At 40.5% G+C, this 16,197-nt stretch carries 22 protein-coding genes; 4 read left to right on the top strand and 18 right to left on the bottom strand.

The window, feature by feature from the left end:
* Nucleotides 1-16: 16 nt before the first annotated feature.
* Genes ACFIK4_RS05035 through ACFIK4_RS05045 form a run of 3 tightly spaced genes read right to left on the bottom strand, consistent with a single transcriptional unit; the run spans nucleotide 17 to nucleotide 1,277 of the window.
* The gene (locus tag ACFIK4_RS05035; protein ID WP_375675245.1) at nucleotides 17-703 is read right to left on the bottom strand and encodes a hypothetical protein; all 687 of its coding nucleotides are present in this window, start codon (nucleotides 701-703) and stop codon (nucleotides 17-19) included.
* A gap of 15 nt (nucleotides 704-718) precedes the next feature.
* Nucleotides 719-1,123: a hypothetical protein gene (locus tag ACFIK4_RS05040; RefSeq protein ID WP_375675247.1), complete on the bottom strand. Its 405-nt coding sequence runs from the start codon at nucleotides 1,121-1,123 to the stop codon at nucleotides 719-721.
* Nucleotides 1,083-1,277, bottom strand: a complete 195-nt coding sequence (locus tag ACFIK4_RS05045) for a hypothetical protein (protein WP_375668421.1) — start codon at nucleotides 1,275-1,277, stop codon at nucleotides 1,083-1,085. Before ACFIK4_RS05045 ends, ACFIK4_RS05040 begins: the two co-directional genes overlap by 41 nt.
* 87 nt (nucleotides 1,278-1,364) lie before the next feature.
* On the opposite strand from ACFIK4_RS05045, the gene ACFIK4_RS05050 reads away from it, so the two are divergent.
* Nucleotides 1,365-1,934 carry a hypothetical protein gene (locus tag ACFIK4_RS05050; RefSeq protein WP_375651157.1) on the top strand — a complete coding sequence of 190 codons (570 nt, stop codon included), beginning with the start codon at nucleotides 1,365-1,367 and terminating at the stop codon, nucleotides 1,932-1,934.
* A 2,048-nt stretch (nucleotides 1,935-3,982) separates the two neighbouring features.
* On the opposite strand, the gene ACFIK4_RS05055 is transcribed toward ACFIK4_RS05050, so the two are convergent.
* On the bottom strand, nucleotides 3,983-4,246 hold the full coding sequence (locus tag ACFIK4_RS05055) for a hypothetical protein (RefSeq protein ID WP_375675250.1): 264 nt from the start codon (nucleotides 4,244-4,246) through the stop codon (nucleotides 3,983-3,985).
* 1,180 nt (nucleotides 4,247-5,426) lie between these two features.
* Here ACFIK4_RS05055 and ACFIK4_RS05060 point away from each other — a divergent pair.
* Entirely contained in the window at nucleotides 5,427-5,750 is a 324-nt protein-coding gene (locus ACFIK4_RS05060) for a hypothetical protein (protein ID WP_375613621.1), read from the top strand.
* Nucleotides 5,751-5,995: 245 nt separating this feature from the next.
* Here the strand turns inward: ACFIK4_RS05060 and ACFIK4_RS05065 are convergent, their stop codons facing one another.
* The 9 genes from ACFIK4_RS05065 to ACFIK4_RS05105 all read right to left on the bottom strand — a co-directional run bounded on the left by ACFIK4_RS05065 (nucleotide 5,996) and on the right by ACFIK4_RS05105 (nucleotide 12,006).
* Nucleotides 5,996-6,163, bottom strand: coding sequence for a hypothetical protein (locus tag ACFIK4_RS05065; RefSeq protein WP_375675252.1), 168 nt, complete (start codon nucleotides 6,161-6,163; stop codon nucleotides 5,996-5,998).
* 514 nt (nucleotides 6,164-6,677) lie between these two features.
* Nucleotides 6,678-7,841 carry a DUF6990 domain-containing protein gene (locus ACFIK4_RS05070; RefSeq protein ID WP_375675254.1) on the bottom strand — a complete coding sequence of 388 codons (1,164 nt, stop codon included), beginning with the start codon at nucleotides 7,839-7,841 and terminating at the stop codon, nucleotides 6,678-6,680.
* A gap of 10 nt (nucleotides 7,842-7,851) precedes the next feature.
* Nucleotides 7,852-8,229 carry a hypothetical protein gene (locus tag ACFIK4_RS05075; protein WP_375658261.1) on the bottom strand — a complete coding sequence of 126 codons (378 nt, stop codon included), beginning with the start codon at nucleotides 8,227-8,229 and terminating at the stop codon, nucleotides 7,852-7,854.
* 697 nt (nucleotides 8,230-8,926) lie between these two features.
* A complete protein-coding gene (locus ACFIK4_RS05080; RefSeq protein ID WP_375675256.1) occupies nucleotides 8,927-9,493 on the bottom strand; it encodes a hypothetical protein in 567 nt (188 codons plus the stop codon).
* Between the two features lie 52 nt (nucleotides 9,494-9,545).
* On the bottom strand, nucleotides 9,546-9,704 hold the full coding sequence (locus ACFIK4_RS05085) for a hypothetical protein (protein WP_375675258.1): 159 nt from the start codon (nucleotides 9,702-9,704) through the stop codon (nucleotides 9,546-9,548).
* Between the two features lie 959 nt (nucleotides 9,705-10,663).
* Entirely contained in the window at nucleotides 10,664-11,221 is a 558-nt protein-coding gene (locus tag ACFIK4_RS05090) for a hypothetical protein (protein WP_375675260.1), read from the bottom strand.
* A 143-nt stretch (nucleotides 11,222-11,364) separates the two neighbouring features.
* Nucleotides 11,365-11,718 carry a hypothetical protein gene (locus ACFIK4_RS05095; RefSeq protein WP_375675262.1) on the bottom strand — a complete coding sequence of 118 codons (354 nt, stop codon included), beginning with the start codon at nucleotides 11,716-11,718 and terminating at the stop codon, nucleotides 11,365-11,367.
* Nucleotides 11,705-11,896 carry a hypothetical protein gene (locus ACFIK4_RS05100; RefSeq protein WP_375675264.1) on the bottom strand — a complete coding sequence of 64 codons (192 nt, stop codon included), beginning with the start codon at nucleotides 11,894-11,896 and terminating at the stop codon, nucleotides 11,705-11,707. Before ACFIK4_RS05100 ends, ACFIK4_RS05095 begins: the two co-directional genes overlap by 14 nt.
* Nucleotides 11,857-12,006 carry a hypothetical protein gene (locus ACFIK4_RS05105; protein WP_375675266.1) on the bottom strand — a complete coding sequence of 50 codons (150 nt, stop codon included), beginning with the start codon at nucleotides 12,004-12,006 and terminating at the stop codon, nucleotides 11,857-11,859. Before ACFIK4_RS05105 ends, ACFIK4_RS05100 begins: the two co-directional genes overlap by 40 nt.
* 694 nt (nucleotides 12,007-12,700) lie before the next feature.
* Here ACFIK4_RS05105 and ACFIK4_RS05110 point away from each other — a divergent pair.
* On the top strand, nucleotides 12,701-13,264 hold the full coding sequence (locus ACFIK4_RS05110; RefSeq protein WP_375675268.1) for an NADPH-dependent FMN reductase: 564 nt from the start codon (nucleotides 12,701-12,703) through the stop codon (nucleotides 13,262-13,264).
* 18 nt (nucleotides 13,265-13,282) lie between these two features.
* Entirely contained in the window at nucleotides 13,283-13,798 is a 516-nt protein-coding gene (locus ACFIK4_RS05115) for a short-chain dehydrogenase (RefSeq protein WP_375675270.1), read from the top strand.
* Nucleotides 13,799-14,405: 607 nt separating this feature from the next.
* On the opposite strand, the gene ACFIK4_RS05120 is transcribed toward ACFIK4_RS05115, so the two are convergent.
* The 5 genes from ACFIK4_RS05120 to ACFIK4_RS05140 form a co-directional block, all read right to left on the bottom strand.
* On the bottom strand, nucleotides 14,406-14,573 hold the full coding sequence (locus ACFIK4_RS05120; protein ID WP_375675272.1) for a hypothetical protein: 168 nt from the start codon (nucleotides 14,571-14,573) through the stop codon (nucleotides 14,406-14,408).
* A gap of 112 nt (nucleotides 14,574-14,685) precedes the next feature.
* Complete coding sequence (locus ACFIK4_RS05125; protein ID WP_375675274.1) at nucleotides 14,686-14,859, bottom strand: hypothetical protein; 174 nt, start codon at nucleotides 14,857-14,859, stop codon at nucleotides 14,686-14,688.
* A 142-nt stretch (nucleotides 14,860-15,001) separates the two neighbouring features.
* Nucleotides 15,002-15,163 carry a hypothetical protein gene (locus tag ACFIK4_RS05130; protein WP_375675276.1) on the bottom strand — a complete coding sequence of 54 codons (162 nt, stop codon included), beginning with the start codon at nucleotides 15,161-15,163 and terminating at the stop codon, nucleotides 15,002-15,004.
* Between the two features lie 260 nt (nucleotides 15,164-15,423).
* The gene (locus ACFIK4_RS05135; protein WP_375675278.1) at nucleotides 15,424-15,600 is read right to left on the bottom strand and encodes a hypothetical protein; all 177 of its coding nucleotides are present in this window, start codon (nucleotides 15,598-15,600) and stop codon (nucleotides 15,424-15,426) included.
* Nucleotides 15,601-15,615: 15 nt separating this feature from the next.
* Nucleotides 15,616-16,188 (bottom strand): hypothetical protein, encoded by a 573-nt coding sequence (locus ACFIK4_RS05140; RefSeq protein WP_375675280.1) that lies wholly within the window; start codon nucleotides 16,186-16,188, stop codon nucleotides 15,616-15,618.
* Between the last annotated feature and the right edge of the window lie 9 nt (nucleotides 16,189-16,197).

The following is a 16,197-nucleotide window of genomic DNA, read 5'->3' on the forward strand; positions in this document are numbered from 1 at the left end:
CCTCACAGAAAGAACATCAAAGACCACGCCCGTGGGGAAGAAAAATACTCATTTTTTTTAAGCACCACCCCAACAGTACACGCACACACCGTACCCCCTCCAAAACAAACAAAGGAACGAATCCAACACTGCTCACAAACACCCCATCGTTCAAGAACACCCCATTGTTCAAGAACCAATGCGTGCTCCAGCCCATATGCTTTACTCCCACATGCGCCAACCCAACGACAGTGCCAATAATACAAGAAAACACCACCCACTTGAAGCACCACACCCCACGCGATATCCATTTACCTCGAACCCTCATAAGCAAAACCAAGGACAGGTCCAGCAATGCAACAAACACCGCTCCTATCACTAAAAATTCCCATGATATATCAAAACGCTTCACTCCCTTATAAGCAAAGCCAAGAACCACTACAGCAATGGCGCAAAACACCACAGCCTTGAAAAACACGCCCCACGATACAGTCTTACGGTCTGCTCCCACAACAATAAAACAAAGGGTCGCTCCAGCAATGCAAGAAATCTCCACCCCCTGCCAAAACACCTCCCACGTAATAGCCGGTCGCCCCGCATCTTCATAAGCAAAACCAAGAACCAAGCCAATAACGCAGAAAAACGCCAGCCCCTTCAAAAACATGTCCCGCGCAACCACCATACGCCCCGCTCCTTCATCAATAAAAATCAGAGACCATGCCAAAAATGCAGCAAAAGATCAATCCTTTTCAAAGAATGAAAGCCTAAACCCAAGACGCCTTGCCCCTCTATAAATAAGAGCAAGGACAAAGCCCAAAAGGACATAAAACACCCACTTGTTTGAAAACCACACCTGAGCCAAACCAAAATGCTCAGCTTGCTTATAAACAAAATCAGAGACAGCAGCCAAAATGAAGCTCAACAACACCATCTTGAGGAACAAACCCTTCGTTACACCACGCCGCTGCATTACTTCATAACCCAACATAAGGAAAATACCGGGAATGCCATAAAACGCCATAGCTCGTAAAAATACGCCCCACGTCATCCCCAACGCCTTCATTTCCACATAAACAGCCACAGAGACATAAGCTACAATACAGCTAAACACCAATCCCTTCAGAGACAAAAGCCCGCGCGCCATCACTCACCTCCCTCATCAAGTCATTCAAGGAAAATCCACCATGCGACAAAACACCCCTCTTTTCAAGAGCCAAATCCATGGGGCTCCCACACACAAGCGCAACAGTCCAAGTCACCCCCAAGAGCGCATACCCCCACGGCACACTCCAACACATGTCTTCCTCTCACCCCCCTCTTTTGCCTAGATCAAGCAACATTTTTTAAAAAACGAGAAGCAAAATTAAAATTTTTAAGGAGATGCTATGACCCATAAGCAGAAAAAAAATACGCAAACCTGCCCGCTTGATCATCAAAATCAAGAAAAGCACATTGGTCATTTAAAGACGCAAGAAATCCCTGTAGAAACGCGTAATCCTTATTTTAAACCCAATCATCGAGAAAGTTCCAGCAACCCGCGCACTATCAATGCCATTGCCAATGCACAAAGCCATCCCATTGCCCTTTTATATGCGAAAGGACATCTCAGCAAAGCCCAATATAAAGCGGCAGAACGTTTTTATTTTTACTGGCGTCAAAGCCAAGCCGATCTCCACATGAGCCTTGACTACACCCGTGAAAAGGTTTCCTGTAGCCAAGGGTACACACACCCCATTGAACGTCAAATAGAAGCCTCCAATCATTTAAGAACAATCAAAGTTCAACTGGGTATTCTTGGCTATTCACTGCTTGAACGCGTTATCGGCTATGGACAAGCGATAAAAGAATTAAGTTCTTCAAAACGCAAACAAAACTCCCTTGCCGATCATTTACGAGATTGTTTAGACTTGCTCGCATTTCATTGGGGATATGCAAACCATAAACATTTTGAATAATCCCCCTCCTCGCCATTTTAAGCGGCCTCCCATGTTGCCCCGCCCCCTATTTCCATCACCTTGCCCCCACCCAAAAGGACAATACTTCACCCCCCTCACACATACTTAAGATACACCCCACACTCTTAAAAACAAAAAGCCTTCCCCCATATCAGTCCTATAATCATGAGGGGCTCTTAATTCGTTTTTGATTGAAGAATATTCTCAAGATGCTTGCATGTATCATAATATTTTTAAATATAGTTTAATTAATATCGAGTCTTAAAACAAATATTCAATTGAAAAAAGTATTAAGTTTTAATGCAAAATGACAATTTTTTTTGTAAAAAGTATTTTTTATATTGCTATTTTTTCAATTCTCTGCTAACTATAATATGGTAGGTTCTTTAAGTATGATTTTTTTGTATTTAGTACGGCCTTTTAAATTTATTCTTTTTTGACACGTCCTGCGAGTCAATGTTAAAATTCTCCTGCTTTTTGGTCCTCTGATTGCGACGGAGGACTTTTTTTTATAACTGTACTTTTTTATGACTGTATTGTCTTAAATCACTTCCTTATGAGCTTTGTGATAATTCCTCCATAAGGTTTACCCGCAAAATAGATCATTCTTTTGTCAAATTGACTTGCGTTCCATTCTTAAAGAACACAGATTCTTAACTCAATCTGATTTACAAACAGCTTGGATACACTTCCCTCTTGGTTTGCCATTCCCTCTTGGCTTCTATTCAGGTTTTTCCGCTAAACTCAAGGCGCAACAGAATCTTGCTCTGTCTTAAAGATTCACCACGCCCTTAAAAAAACACTTAAAACATATCCAAGGAAGCTTGCTTCATATCACCAAACCTCAAATGACCGTGTTTTACGGCATAACAGAATGACTTAACTATTGGATAACTTTCTTTATCGCCCCCCAACAGGTTGATGTATCACGACAACATATTGATTTATAATCATCATATCCCGTTATCCATATAAAATTAAGAGACGCAGATATCATAGGGATTCTCTCATTTTAAATTTATTTCATGTTGCATCAATCAACACCTTGTCTTTTCCACATTACAAACATAAGAGACATATGAAATAAAGCACTTCAAAGATTTCAAAGATAAAGAATCAAAATGCCTCTTATGAACACGCTCAAGAGCCAAAGGCTGTCATCATATGAGGCGCGAATAGTATGATAGTGCTGGCTTTTCCTTATGAGAATTTAAAGAAAGGCTTATCCACTTCACAAGAGATTTCTCCATTATCAGATTTACCAATATCCCCAATCACCAATATAATTGTGATAATAAGATCACATAATGTTTTTAAACAAGTAGGTAAATGTGCAACACAAATATATTCTATTTAGAATATTCTGTTTTATGTGAGTCGCGTAAACTCCCATTAAAAAACAAAATCCCCCATTAAAAAACAAAATCCCCCATTAAAAACAAAATCCCCCATTAAAAAACAAAATCCCTATGAGAAAAAATCTAAAGCGTGAGAATAAAAACATGAGACAAGTGTGATTCCATTCAGATATTGCTCTTTAACCGTCAAACCGAATAAAAAATAGATTCGGAAAGTATGTTAATCTTCCTAACTTAAGAGATAAACTAAGAATATAGACAACATCTCTCCTAACATTCCCCTTTTTCTAGCATCGCGTAAGAATCAAAAGTTATACAGCTTATTTTGTCATATTATAAAGCACTGTTTTTTAAGGCGGTATTGAAGCAGTTAAAACAATTGAAGTGTTTAGCCAACGCCATCGCCATTAGCAAAGCTAAAAAAACAAACTGTTGAAAAGCCGTGCATATCTTGTGTAAACACAAAAAAAACAAGAAAAAGGCACAAAAATATCTCAATTTTTATAAAAATACATCAGCGTCTTTTACGATTGTATTGACGAACAACCCTTATCACATAATCATCTTAAATATTGAGAATAAAGAATGAATAGCCCTCGCAAATACAGCAACCTATCAATAAAAATATAAAAACAAATCTTTTTGTTATCTCTGTTTCTTATGGAATATGCCTTTCCCTATGGATGCACTTTAGCCTCCAAAGAGTGCATTCAATCCATGGAAAGGATGCACTCCAGCCCTCAAAAAGAGTGCATCCTTCCCCTCAACGGAAACTGCCAAACCCTCATAAGGCAGTATCCAATCCATAAGAGGATGCACTCCGCGCCTTAAAAAGAGTGCATCCTTCCCCTCAACGGAAACTGCCAAACCCTCATAAGGCAGTATCCAATCTATAAGAGGATGCACTCTAGCCCTCAAAAAGAGTGCATCCTTCCCCTCAACGGAAACTGCCAAACCCTCATAAGGCAGTATCCAATCTATGAGGATGCACTCCGCGCCTTAAAAAGAGTGCATCCTTCCCCTCAACGGAAACTGCCAAACCCTCATAAGGCAGTATCCAATCTATGAGGATGCACTCCGCGCCTTAAAAAAGAGTGCATCCTTCCCCTCAAGAGATACCTCCGACCCTCAAAGGAGGCATCCAATCTATGAGGATGCACTCTAGCCCTCAAAAAGAGTGCATCCTTCCCCTCAACGGAAACTGCCAAACCCTCATAAAAGGCAGTATCCAATCTATAAGAGGATGCACTCTAGCCCTCAAAAGAGTGCATCCTTCCCCTCAAGAGATACCTCCGACCCTCAAAGGAGGCATCCAATCTATGAGGATGCACTCCGCGCCTTAAAAAGAGTGCATCCTTCCCCTCAAGGGATACCGCCAAACCCTCATGAGGCAGTATCCAATCTATAAGAGGATGCACTCCGCGCCTTAAAAAGAGTGCATCCTTCCCCTCAACGGAAACTGCCAAACCCTCATAAAGGCAGTATCCAATCTATAAGAGGATGCACTCCGCGCCTTAAAAAGAGTGCATCCTTCCCCTCAACGGAAACTGCCAAACCCTCATAAAGGCAGTATCCAATCTATGAGGATGCACTCCGCGCCTTAAAAAAGAGTGCATCCTTCCCCTCAACGGAGACTGCCAAACCCTCATAAAGGCAGTATCCAATCTATGAGGATGCACTCCGCGCCTTAAAAAAGAGTGCATCCTTCCCCTCAACGGAGACTGCCAAACCCTCATAAAGGCAGTATCCAATCCATGGAAAAGATGCACTCCGCCTTCAATAGAGTGAATCCTTCCCTTCAAGGGTTTTACTCAATTTTCATCGCATCTCATTTTTATGAACCCTCATTTTTATGAATCCTTGGTCAAAGGCACAAAAAGAAGTTTGCTAGCAACTATTGTATCACCCACCTTATGGGATTCCACTTGCCTACAGAGCTTTCAAACTTTTTTACGCCTTCATAAAATCGAATCTGAAAGAATTCATTAAGGCAATTAAGAGTAAATTTTGTCAAAATATAGACAAAGTTTATTCTTTTTTGTGATTGTTGTATTTTTACTATAGTTATTTAAATCGAATTTATATATGATACGTATCGATATTTATTTATCGAAATAAATATAGGAGAAAAACTATGAATATCAGATATTTTTTCATAGCTGGGGCTATTACAAGTGGTTTAGCTCTCGCGATTCAAAAATCTGATCGTATAGTCAATAAACAACCCTCTCCTATTGTTGCTCCTTATACTATTGAGAAAACAAATTTACAGTTTGTTAAACAAGTAAGGGACACATCGGATACATTGAATATACTGAGAGTCAGTAATAGAAGCGCATCAGAACAAGCATCAATCAACGATATATACGATAAAGCAGAAAATTTATTGAATGCAATAGCTGGTTTTTTAGGATCACTTATTATATATTTCGTACAACTTGTTGCTACTAGAATATAAGATACAAAAAGTTCTTAAAGTAAGGTTATATACATTTTGTATATATTGTAAAATTTAAATAAAAAGGCCCTTTATAAAATGGGGCCTTTTTTAGTTTAATTTTTCCTTTGTTTTAGTTTAGTTTTTATTGTGTTTTTATTTTTATTGGCCAAATATCATCGCCTTCAAAAGTGCCATTTTTACTTGTCTCACATCTCAAATGACAAAGGCTCTAACTCCCTAGCTTCGCTCCCATAGCGCTTTCGTTAATAAGGATCCGCAATCTTCTTGTTCTTCCCAAAAATTCTTCTGTTTTCAAGAAAATGACCATGCATCTCCTCTGTCATCGGATTGGCTTCCAGATCTCCATGAAACAGACTGAAAAACACAAAAACACCATAACTTTTTATATCAATATCACCATACTGAAACACTGTTGAAGCTTAACAAGCGCTGCTTCATTGGCAAGGACTTCTTAGAAAGACAAAAAACACCTCAAAGGCAAAAGAGCTTAACACTGCTCAAAAATGCCATTTTTTGCCTTCCTCTCACCTCAAATGACAAAGGCTCTACCCCCTAGCTTCCCTCCCATAGCGCCTTTAGTCAATGGAGCTTCCCCCATAGCGCTTTAGTCAATAGAGCTTCCCCATAGCGCCTTTAGTCAATGGAGCTTCCCCTCATACCGCTTAAATAAGCAATGATTTATGAGAATTTTCTAACAAAACAACAAAACCATCTTAAAGAAGAGAGTAGAATTTATAATTGATTTTTCTCCTCTATTCTTGAGGATCAAGCCATTTCCAGTCTATTTTTTAAAATCTTGGCTATTATTCTTGATTTTTCGAACCCTTTATTTTGCTCTGGTAAAAAAGGTGTGAAAGCGTCTCAATCATGGCGCTTTCACATCTTTTAAATAAAAGTGCTTTTCTTCAACAGGAAAGTACAACACTAATCAATTTTTATATCCATAAATGCGATTTTACCATCTTTAATATAAGTAATATCAGGAGCATGTTTTACCCCCTCTGCTTCAAACACGAACTGTTCATCACTCACCCCTTCAAACCCTTGTTCCCTTAATTCTTGTTTTTTCTTCTCGACTAATTTTTTATGCAAAGCGCGTTTTTGATTACACGTATTAGGGGATCTCACTCTGAAAAGCTGATAGTCCATGGCTATGGACCACTTCTCAGCAACCCGTTCCAGTAGATCGTAACTGAACTTTCCTTCCCTTTTCACTTCTTGAGCAATCACCATCGCGCGTTCCAAATGAACTTTTTCAATGGTTTCATCAAAGCCAAGCTTCTCCCCTGCCGTAAAACTTTCATCATAAGAAGCTAAAGTTTCAACATCGCCCAGCAAGGCAAGAGCAGCAAGATGCAGCAAAGCATAAGGTGCGAACTCTACGTCTCCATCCGTTGCCCATGATAAAGAATCTTTTTCCCAAGGGGGAATACCATATTGAGAGCGAAACATTTCATGCAAAGAATCATCTTCCATTGTCCATTTTAAAGTTGTATCGAGTGCTTTCTTTAAAAGCTGAGCGCTCACTTTTTCTTCAAAAATTTCCAATCCATTGGGTACAAAATTCATAAATACCGTTGGCACAACCCCAGAATTATGAGGATTAATCGTCTGACAAGCCGCCGCAAAAATACCGCTCATAATTAAAAGTCCGCGATCAAAAGGCGAAAACTCTTCCACTCGTTTCTCGTTATAAAGAAACTGCACTTCACGATCTGGTAAAAAGAGGGTTGCCAAATAATCTCCCTTTCCCTCGATTTCCACCGACCATCCCAAGCTTTTTAAAAGCCCTGTTGCACTTTCTATCGTGAGAATTTCATCATCATCATAATCGGCAGAGAACTCTTTTTCCTTTAGTTGCAAACGCCTCTCCTGCACCACAGCTTCATCTTTCCAAAACTGCTGCGTTGCAAGATCATTTTCTTTAAGCACTCTTTCCAGCTCGCCTTTCACTTGGAAATTCATTTTCATCCGTTTAAAGACAGAGGTATAAAGAGCTAAAACAAGCATGATAATGATCATGCAAATAACAATCATCACCCAGAATCCGGGATCTAATAGAAATACGGCTATAGGATCACTGTTCATTTTTCCCCTCTCAGTCTTTACAAAGCCCGTGCGACAGAGAGCTTATGTGCTCTCCTACAGAGATTGCTTCTTCTAGTTTCTGAATATTTTTTCGCAACTCACCCGTCACTTTGGTGCGAAGCCGTAACATAACCGGAATAAAAATAATAACACAAACCGTTATGATGTCCGTTGTTTTAAAGAGAACGGCATGCACAACATATTGCCACCCTGTCAGCTGCCAATTCAATACACCTGGTATTTCTAGAACCATTTTCCACATGATAATGAGAACCGCAATAGCAAAGATAATTTTATAATCCTTTGCTGAGAGCAACACGTGCTGGAGCGAAAAAGAATGCGCTCCTTTATGCGTTTCTTGCTCTGATGCCCAATTTTGCTCCTTCATGTATTCCCCTCTCACTCTTTGAAAAGACCCCGTGTGACAGAGAGCTTATTTGCTATCACACAGAGATTGCTTCTTCTCGTTTCTGGATCTTTTTTTCCAATTTACGCATTATGATGATGCAAAACCCAAATATCACCGAAATCAAGAAAAGTACACAGACCATTATGGATTGCGTCATAATAAAAATAATAATATTCCTGCTACCTTGCTACCCTCTTACCTTCCTCACATTGCAAACAATAAAGATTTTCAAACCACGCCAATCTATAAACAATAGTCACAATTCAGCTTTTTCTTCCTAAAAATTCTCCTATTTTCAAGAAAAAGACCCTGCAGCCCCACTTCAATAGGATTCATTTCAAAACTTGAATGAACAAGGCTCCTAAAAATACGAAAACAACCCATATACCGCGCACCCCTACAAGCAAAACCGTTCCTTCCTCACATTTCAAACGATAAAGTAAGTCCCAAACGCTCACTCTAGGCTCTAAACCCCAAGGGCTCTTATTCCCTTAAATCAATAATGGTCCATAATCGGCTTTTCTTCCCCTCAATGTCATCCTCAACACTGCTCCTTAGAGCAATATTTACGGACAACCCATGAAAGAGCACCAAAAAATATCAGAGGCAAAATGATATAGAGAGCAATCCCTATAAACCTTGAATCTCTCATAATTTCTTCATTATTTTTCCCCTCTCATGACTTCTCAAAAGCTGTATCCTGTTCTTGCAAGACGTTTTTCAGTTCTTTTCTTAAGCAGCAATACGTTCTCACCTGCTTAAAGACACCATAATAAAGTTGTAAAATCCCCACGGGAATAGCAGCAAACCAAAATGTCACGAACAGAAGCACGAGAACAAATATCATGACAAGAATATCGTCCATTTTCGAGTTCACACTTTCTTTATACCAATCCTTTTGATCGGTTATTTTACCCCGTTGCTGGTTTATTTCTTTCAATTGCCGAATATTTTTTACCAACAAACGCCACAATATGATGCAGAGTATCAACATAACTGGAAACAAGACCCAAACACACACTGCAATAACTTGCCAAAACGTACACAGAGAGAAAAAAAGGGGTGTATCCCACCACCCTGTCAAGTTCTCTTTGCTGCCTAAGGATGAGAGAAAGACAATCCTGTTGCACAACTCAATAATGAGGGAGAGGAAACAAATGACAACATACTCTCGCGCAGAAAAATAATCTTTCTCGAAAAAATGGCGCAGTCCATTATAAAATGCTGAATTTTTCCCCTTCATTGCTCTTCCTTTTTTTATGAAAAACGCATTTTTTTATCTCATGCCCGCTCTTTTAAGAACCACGAAAAGTGCGATGCATGGCGCTTCCCTTATTTTCAATAAAAACCCCCAACTTTCTAAAAGCGCGGTTGCCCTTCCAAATGATTAAGAGCATCCTCCTCATTACAAAAGAAAATAGACTCTCTTCTTTGCCTGATAATTTTCCAACCATTCATCCTCCCCTCTTCTCTGTGTCACGAGAGCTTCTAAACATTGCCTCTTACCCCTCACGATAGCTACAAAAGCGCCTTGTCACTCTCTTTATCTTACGCGTTTTAATGCCCGTCTCACTTTACGATACGTTCTCACGCGCTTGAAAATAAAATAATAAAATTCTAAAATGAGCATGACAACACCCGCAGGAAAAAAGACGTTTAGCAGAAATATCACCCAAAAGTATACGATAAAAAAACAGATTATTTTTTCTCTATTGTTTTTTACTGGATTATTTTGTTGATCGATTGTGTGACCCCGTTGCTGGTTTATTCCTTTCAATTTCCGAATATTTTTTACCAACAAAAACCACAATATGATGCCGAGTATCAACATAACTGGGAACAAGACCAAAACACACACTATAATAACTTTCCAAAACGCATACAGAGAGAGAAAAAGAGGTGTATCCCACCACCCTGTCCGTTCTCCATTGCTACCCAAAGATGAGAGAAAGAAAATCCTGTTCCATAACTCAAGAGAGAAAATGTTGTACTCTTTGCTATCCAAGGATGGGAGAAAGAAAATCCTGTTCCACAACTCAATAATGAGGGAGAGGAAACAAATGACAACACGCTCTTTCTCAGAAAAAACACTTTTTTCGAAAAAATGGCGCAGTCCATTATAAAATGCTGAATTTTTCCCCTTCATTGCTCTTCCTTTTTTTATGAAAAACGCATTTCTTTATCTCATGCCCGCTTTTTTAAGAACCACGAAAAGTGCGATGCATGGCGCTTCCCTTGTTTTCAACAAACCCCCAACTTTCTAAAAGCGCTATTGCCCTTCCCAATGATTAAGAGCATCCTCCTCATTACAAACCTGATAGGCCTCTTTATCCTCTTTACCTGATGATTTTCCAACCATCCCCTCTTCTTGTGTCATGAGCTTCCAAATATTACCTCTTACCCCTCACGATAGCTACACAAGCGCCTTGTCACTCTCTTTTCTTACGCGTTTTAATTCCCGTTTCACTCTACAATAGGTTCTCACGCGCTTGAAAACAAAATAATAAAATTCTAAAATGAGCATGACAACACCCGCAGGAAAAAAGACGTCTAGCAGAAATAACAACCAAAAGTATACAATAAAAAAACTGCTTATTTTTTCTCTATTGTTTTTTACCGGATTATTTTGTTGATCGGTTGTGTGACCCCGTTGCTGGATAGCCTCTTCTAACTGCTGAATCTTTTTTTTCAACAAATACGTTAAGATGAGATAAAGCACCAATAAAACAGGTATCAAGGCAACAACAACAACCATGATGACTTCACGCAGCACAAAGAGCGCCAAAAGAGCGCTATCCTGCGATACACTCAACGACCACTTGGATTCTAATGGGATCAAAAGAGCTTTATGACCTATCCCAATAAGGATAGAAATAAGAAAAATAATAATATGATCTTTATAAGAACGAAATGATTTTCCAAAAAAAAGAGAGCACAGTTTGTTATAAAATGTGGAATTTTCCCCCTTCATTTGCTCTTCCTTTTTATACAACTGTTTGTCCCTAGCTTTATAAGGACACGCATAATCTCTCCAGCACAATTGCATCCATTGTCGTCAAACAGAACACCCCAGAAAACACTCGTATTGCATATTTATGTTGCCAATACTTTTGCCTATTCACGTGCTTGTTTTAAAAAAACACCTCTCAACACTTCTAAACCAACGCGCGTACACCTCATTTCATGAACATCCCCCATGAAAGGGATAACAATAGCGCTCTCATGAATATATCCCCTTACTATAAACTCTATCACCACCATTATTTCAATAAAAAATGTAATCCAGCACCATTCATATACGCCCCCTGCAGCCTCTACAATAGCCTTATCCTCCCCTTGCAACAAGCCACGCCATAACTCGTTCCTCAACACGGACACCCCCCCCATTACCCTAAGGCTCCCGACAACAACCATACCCGCCCGCACCCTACAAACAGCCATACCCGCCCGCACCCTACAAACAGCCATACCGCTCTGCCCCTACAACAGCCATACCGCTGCCTCTACAACAGCCTTTACCCGCCCCCCCTACAAACAGCCATACCCGCCCGCACCCTACAAACAGCCATACCGCTCTGCCCCTACAAACAGCCATACCACTGCCCCCTAAAACAGCCATACCGCTCTGCCCCCTACAAACAGCCATACCGCTCTGCCCCTACAAACAGCCATACCGCCTCTGCCCCTACAAACAGCCATACCACTGCCCCCTACAAACAGCCATACCGCCTCTGCCCCTACAAACAGCCATACCACTGCCCCCTACAAACAGCCATACCGCTCTGCCCCTACAAACAGCCATACCGCTCTGCCCCTACAAACAGCCATACCGCTGCCCCCTACAAACAGCCATACCGCTCTGCCCCTACAAACAGCCATACCGCTGCCCCCTACAAACAGCCATACCGCTGCCCCCTACAAACAGCCCTATCTAGCTTCTACGATAGCCTTTATCCCTTGAAAAGACAGAAGCATTTTTATTCTTTTCTCTATTGTTTTCCGCCCACTTAAGACATGAAAAAAGGAACTTCCATTGATGCGCAAATTGATCGCGCAATAAGAGCATTTGAAATGAGAAAATCTTACAATTTTCTTATTCCAATTAAAAAGGATCAATGAACATTCAAAATATGACGATACATTCCATTTTTCATTAGAGTTCTTGCAAGCCAATAGCTTAGAATATATTCATAAAAGCGCTTCTAAGACAGAGAGACAGCCGCGATTCTTGAGATCAAGCATTTTAATATTAATGAAAGCACTAACATTCCCTTACAAGTTTGAGGTGTTGTTTTGTTAACAATCTTGTTAGCATGAACTGATTCTATGATGATGCGATATCATCACAATTGCTCTTTATGGACAATATAATGATACACGTCATTTTACTCACAATTCTTTATAAGCCTTGCGTTATAGGCTTGTGGGGAAAAGATAAAGGAGAATCCTGTTGAATATAGCAATTATTTTGGGGTCTGTGCGTCAACCTTCCTTAACAAGAACTTTAGCCAATTATTTAGCGGATTGCCTCATAAAGCGGGGTGCATCACTTCAGTGGGTTGATTTGCGTGAACAGCCCTTGCCGATGACAGATCCCGATTATCATCAGCATGTAGAGGCTAATCCAAGTGCTGCGGTCCGTGAGTTTGTCAAAACCATTGCCGCGGCTGATGGCGTTATTCTAGCAAGCCCTGTTTATCAAGGATCTTATTCGGGTGTTTTAAAAAATGCTCTTGATAATTTGAGCTATAATGCCTTTTTAAATAAACCTGTTGGACTTATCTCTCATGGGAGTACGGCCAAAAAATGCGCACAACCTTGTGAACATTTAGTGCCGGTGGTGCACACGCTTTATGGTTATACACTCCAATGTCAAATCGCCTCTTCCAACGAAGATTTTTCCTCAGATGATGAAGGTCGTACTTGGAAAGTTATAAGTGAAGAGGTACAAACCCGTTGTGAAAGACTTGCTGATGAAATGTACACATTTTTAAAGCAACGAGGTGGGATTTAAAGTAATAAGGGAGGGGGCATGAAAAAAAAGGATGCGCACTATCGTTATTTAGTGGTAGGGGGCACAGGGATGCTTGCTCCTTTGTATCAATCACTAAAGCCGCAAGAAGTGATTATTGCTGCACGCTTTCTTTCCCATAAAGTCCAGCTTGAGGCATTGCACAACAAACAGTTGTGCGTGTCGTTGGATTATGATTGTGCGGCATCAAAGGCGCAATTTTTAGAAGCTGTGAAGCAATGGCATGATCTAAAATATTGCATATTATGGATTCATTCGCCCGCCTATGCATTTTCTTGCGCATTAATTGAGCAGTTGGCTCTTTTGCCTAAACCGCCATGTATTCTTCATATTTTTGGTTCCAACACGCATGATCAAATGATCCTCGAGTGCGCGCACAAAAACAAGGTTGATTTTATCCCCATTCAATTAGGACAAAAAACAACGCCCAAAGGTTTACGATGGCTGACCCATAAGGAGATAAGCCAACAGGTACTGGATGCCATAAAAAACCATATGAATAAACAAAACTTATGAGCAACACCTATGGCTTTGCAAAGAAGCAGTACCCCTTCAATCTCTATCCATACCCGAACACCCTCTTGAATAGCCCATACTCTCTTACATCATAGGCTTTGAGAACGAACAATCCCCCTCCCTTACGCCTCTAAACAGCATGCCTATATCAACAGCTTCAAAACCAAACGTTTTTCTAACCCTTCTCACACGGGCTTATCCCCCTCTCACAACCATCACAGCTCTTGACCAACCACACACCTTTTTACAGTTCCACGTTTTTTACGATTTTGCAAATTTACAGAAAACAAGCAAACTGCCGATAAACCGCCCCATTAAAGCCTATCACCAGCCTATCATCAGCCTATTACAAACCTATCATCAGCCTATTCATTGCCATTAGTCCTTTCCCCCAGAGATCAGCGTAAAATGAGAAAAACAATCGATGCCCTCCTCCCAAGCCGTGAAGAAATGGCATGATCTAAAACTTACGCCTCCCCCATGACACGAGCACTACATGCGCTTTTTCAGCGCTGCGTTTAATTGTTTGGTAACCTTGTAATAAGAGATCAAACGCTTGATAAAGAAATATACAGTGCCACACGCGCACTTTATTTTCCTTATCTTTTCAACACCATTCCACACACACTTCCCTTTTCCCCCAACGCTCTCCATTACCCCAATTCCCCATTCCCCACATTCCAATTTTGACGCATTGCACAATCCAACCTTTACGCCTCCATTGGCACCCTCTTCTCCCCATATCCTCCCCACAACCATCACGGCTCTTGAGCAACCACACACCCTATTACAGTTTCACGTTTTTACGATTTTGCAAATTCACAGAAAACAAGCAAACTGCCGATAAACCGCCCCATTAAAGCCTATACAAGCCTATCACCAGCCTATTACAAACCTATCATCAGCCTATTCATTGCCAACAGCCCTTTTCCCCCAACGCCCTCCATTCCCCCAATCCCCCAATCCCCCATTCCCACATTCCCACATTCCAATTTTGACGCATTGCACAATCCAACCTTTACGCCTCCATTGGCACCCTCTTTACCCCATATCCTCCCCACAACCGTCACAGCCCTTGAGCAACCACACGCCCTATTACAGTTTCACGTTTTTACAATTTTGCAAATTTACAGAAAACAAGCAAACTGCCGATAAACCGCCCCATTAAAGCCTATCATCAGCCTATTACAAGCCTATACAAGCCTATTCATTGCCATCAACCCTTTTCCCCCAACGCTCTCCATTACCCCAATTCCCCATTCCCCACATTCCAATTTTGACGCATTGCACAATCCAACCATTACGCCTCCATTGGCACCCTCTTCTCCCCATATCCTCCCCACAACTCTCACGTCTCTTGACCAACCACACACCCTATTACAGTTCCACGTTTTTACAATTTTGCAAATTTACAGAAAACAAGCAAACTGCCGATAAACCGCCCCATTAAAGCCTATACAAGCCTATCACCAGCCTATTACAAACCTATCATCAGCCTATTCATTGCCATCAACCCTTTTCCCCCAGAGATCAGCGTAAAATGAGAAAAACAATCGATGCCCTCCTCCCCAAGCCGTGAAGAAATGGCATGATCTAAAACTTACGCCTCCCCCATGACACGAGCACTACATGCGCTTTTTCAGCGCTGCGTTTAATTGTTTGGTAACCTTGTAATATGAGATCAAACGCTTGATAAAAGAAATATACAGTGCCACAATGGGTATTGTTAAGAAAAAATCAAAAACACCCCCCAGCAGAATGATCAAAATCAGCGTGTAAGCTGCCGCCATTGCGTAATGCATTTTATCCCCTTCTCTTTATAAATTGATTGATTGGGTTGCTTCAGTCACTTCTTCCAATTGCTGAATTTTCTTTTTCAATCGATGAGTTAAAATTTCACGAAGGATCACAACAACAGGGATCGTTGCAAAAATACATACCGATAAAAAAAACCAGAAAAGCAAGAGAATGGCAAAATATTCAAATCTGCTCTCATCTATCTCATCTATCCCTTTAAAGAAAATCACATAGACATAAGCTTTGAAAAACATAATGATGAAAGAAAGGCATGCGTGAAGGATATAATCTTTGCGTGAAAAAGCGAGCCATTTTTTTAACGAATAGGAACTTATCTTTGTTTCTAGTGCTAAGTTTTGCGGCACTCTCTCTTTTTCTTTTCCGCTTTTTTCAAAGAAACAAAAACGCTGTGGATGTTCTTTCATCAAACGTCTTTGTTTTTTCACTCTGTAATAGAGCCTCAAACGCTTTATTAAAGAATAATAAGGCGCCACAATAATCATATTCACAAAAATGGCAAAAACTGTAACTGCATTTAGAAAAAAACATCCAATCGGCAGAAACAAAATAAAAACCGCGCCCTCACTCCTCATGCGTATAAC

This window comes from Bartonella sp. AP9QHHD (assembly GCF_042195625.1).
Classification (GTDB): domain Bacteria; phylum Pseudomonadota; class Alphaproteobacteria; order Rhizobiales; family Rhizobiaceae; genus Bartonella.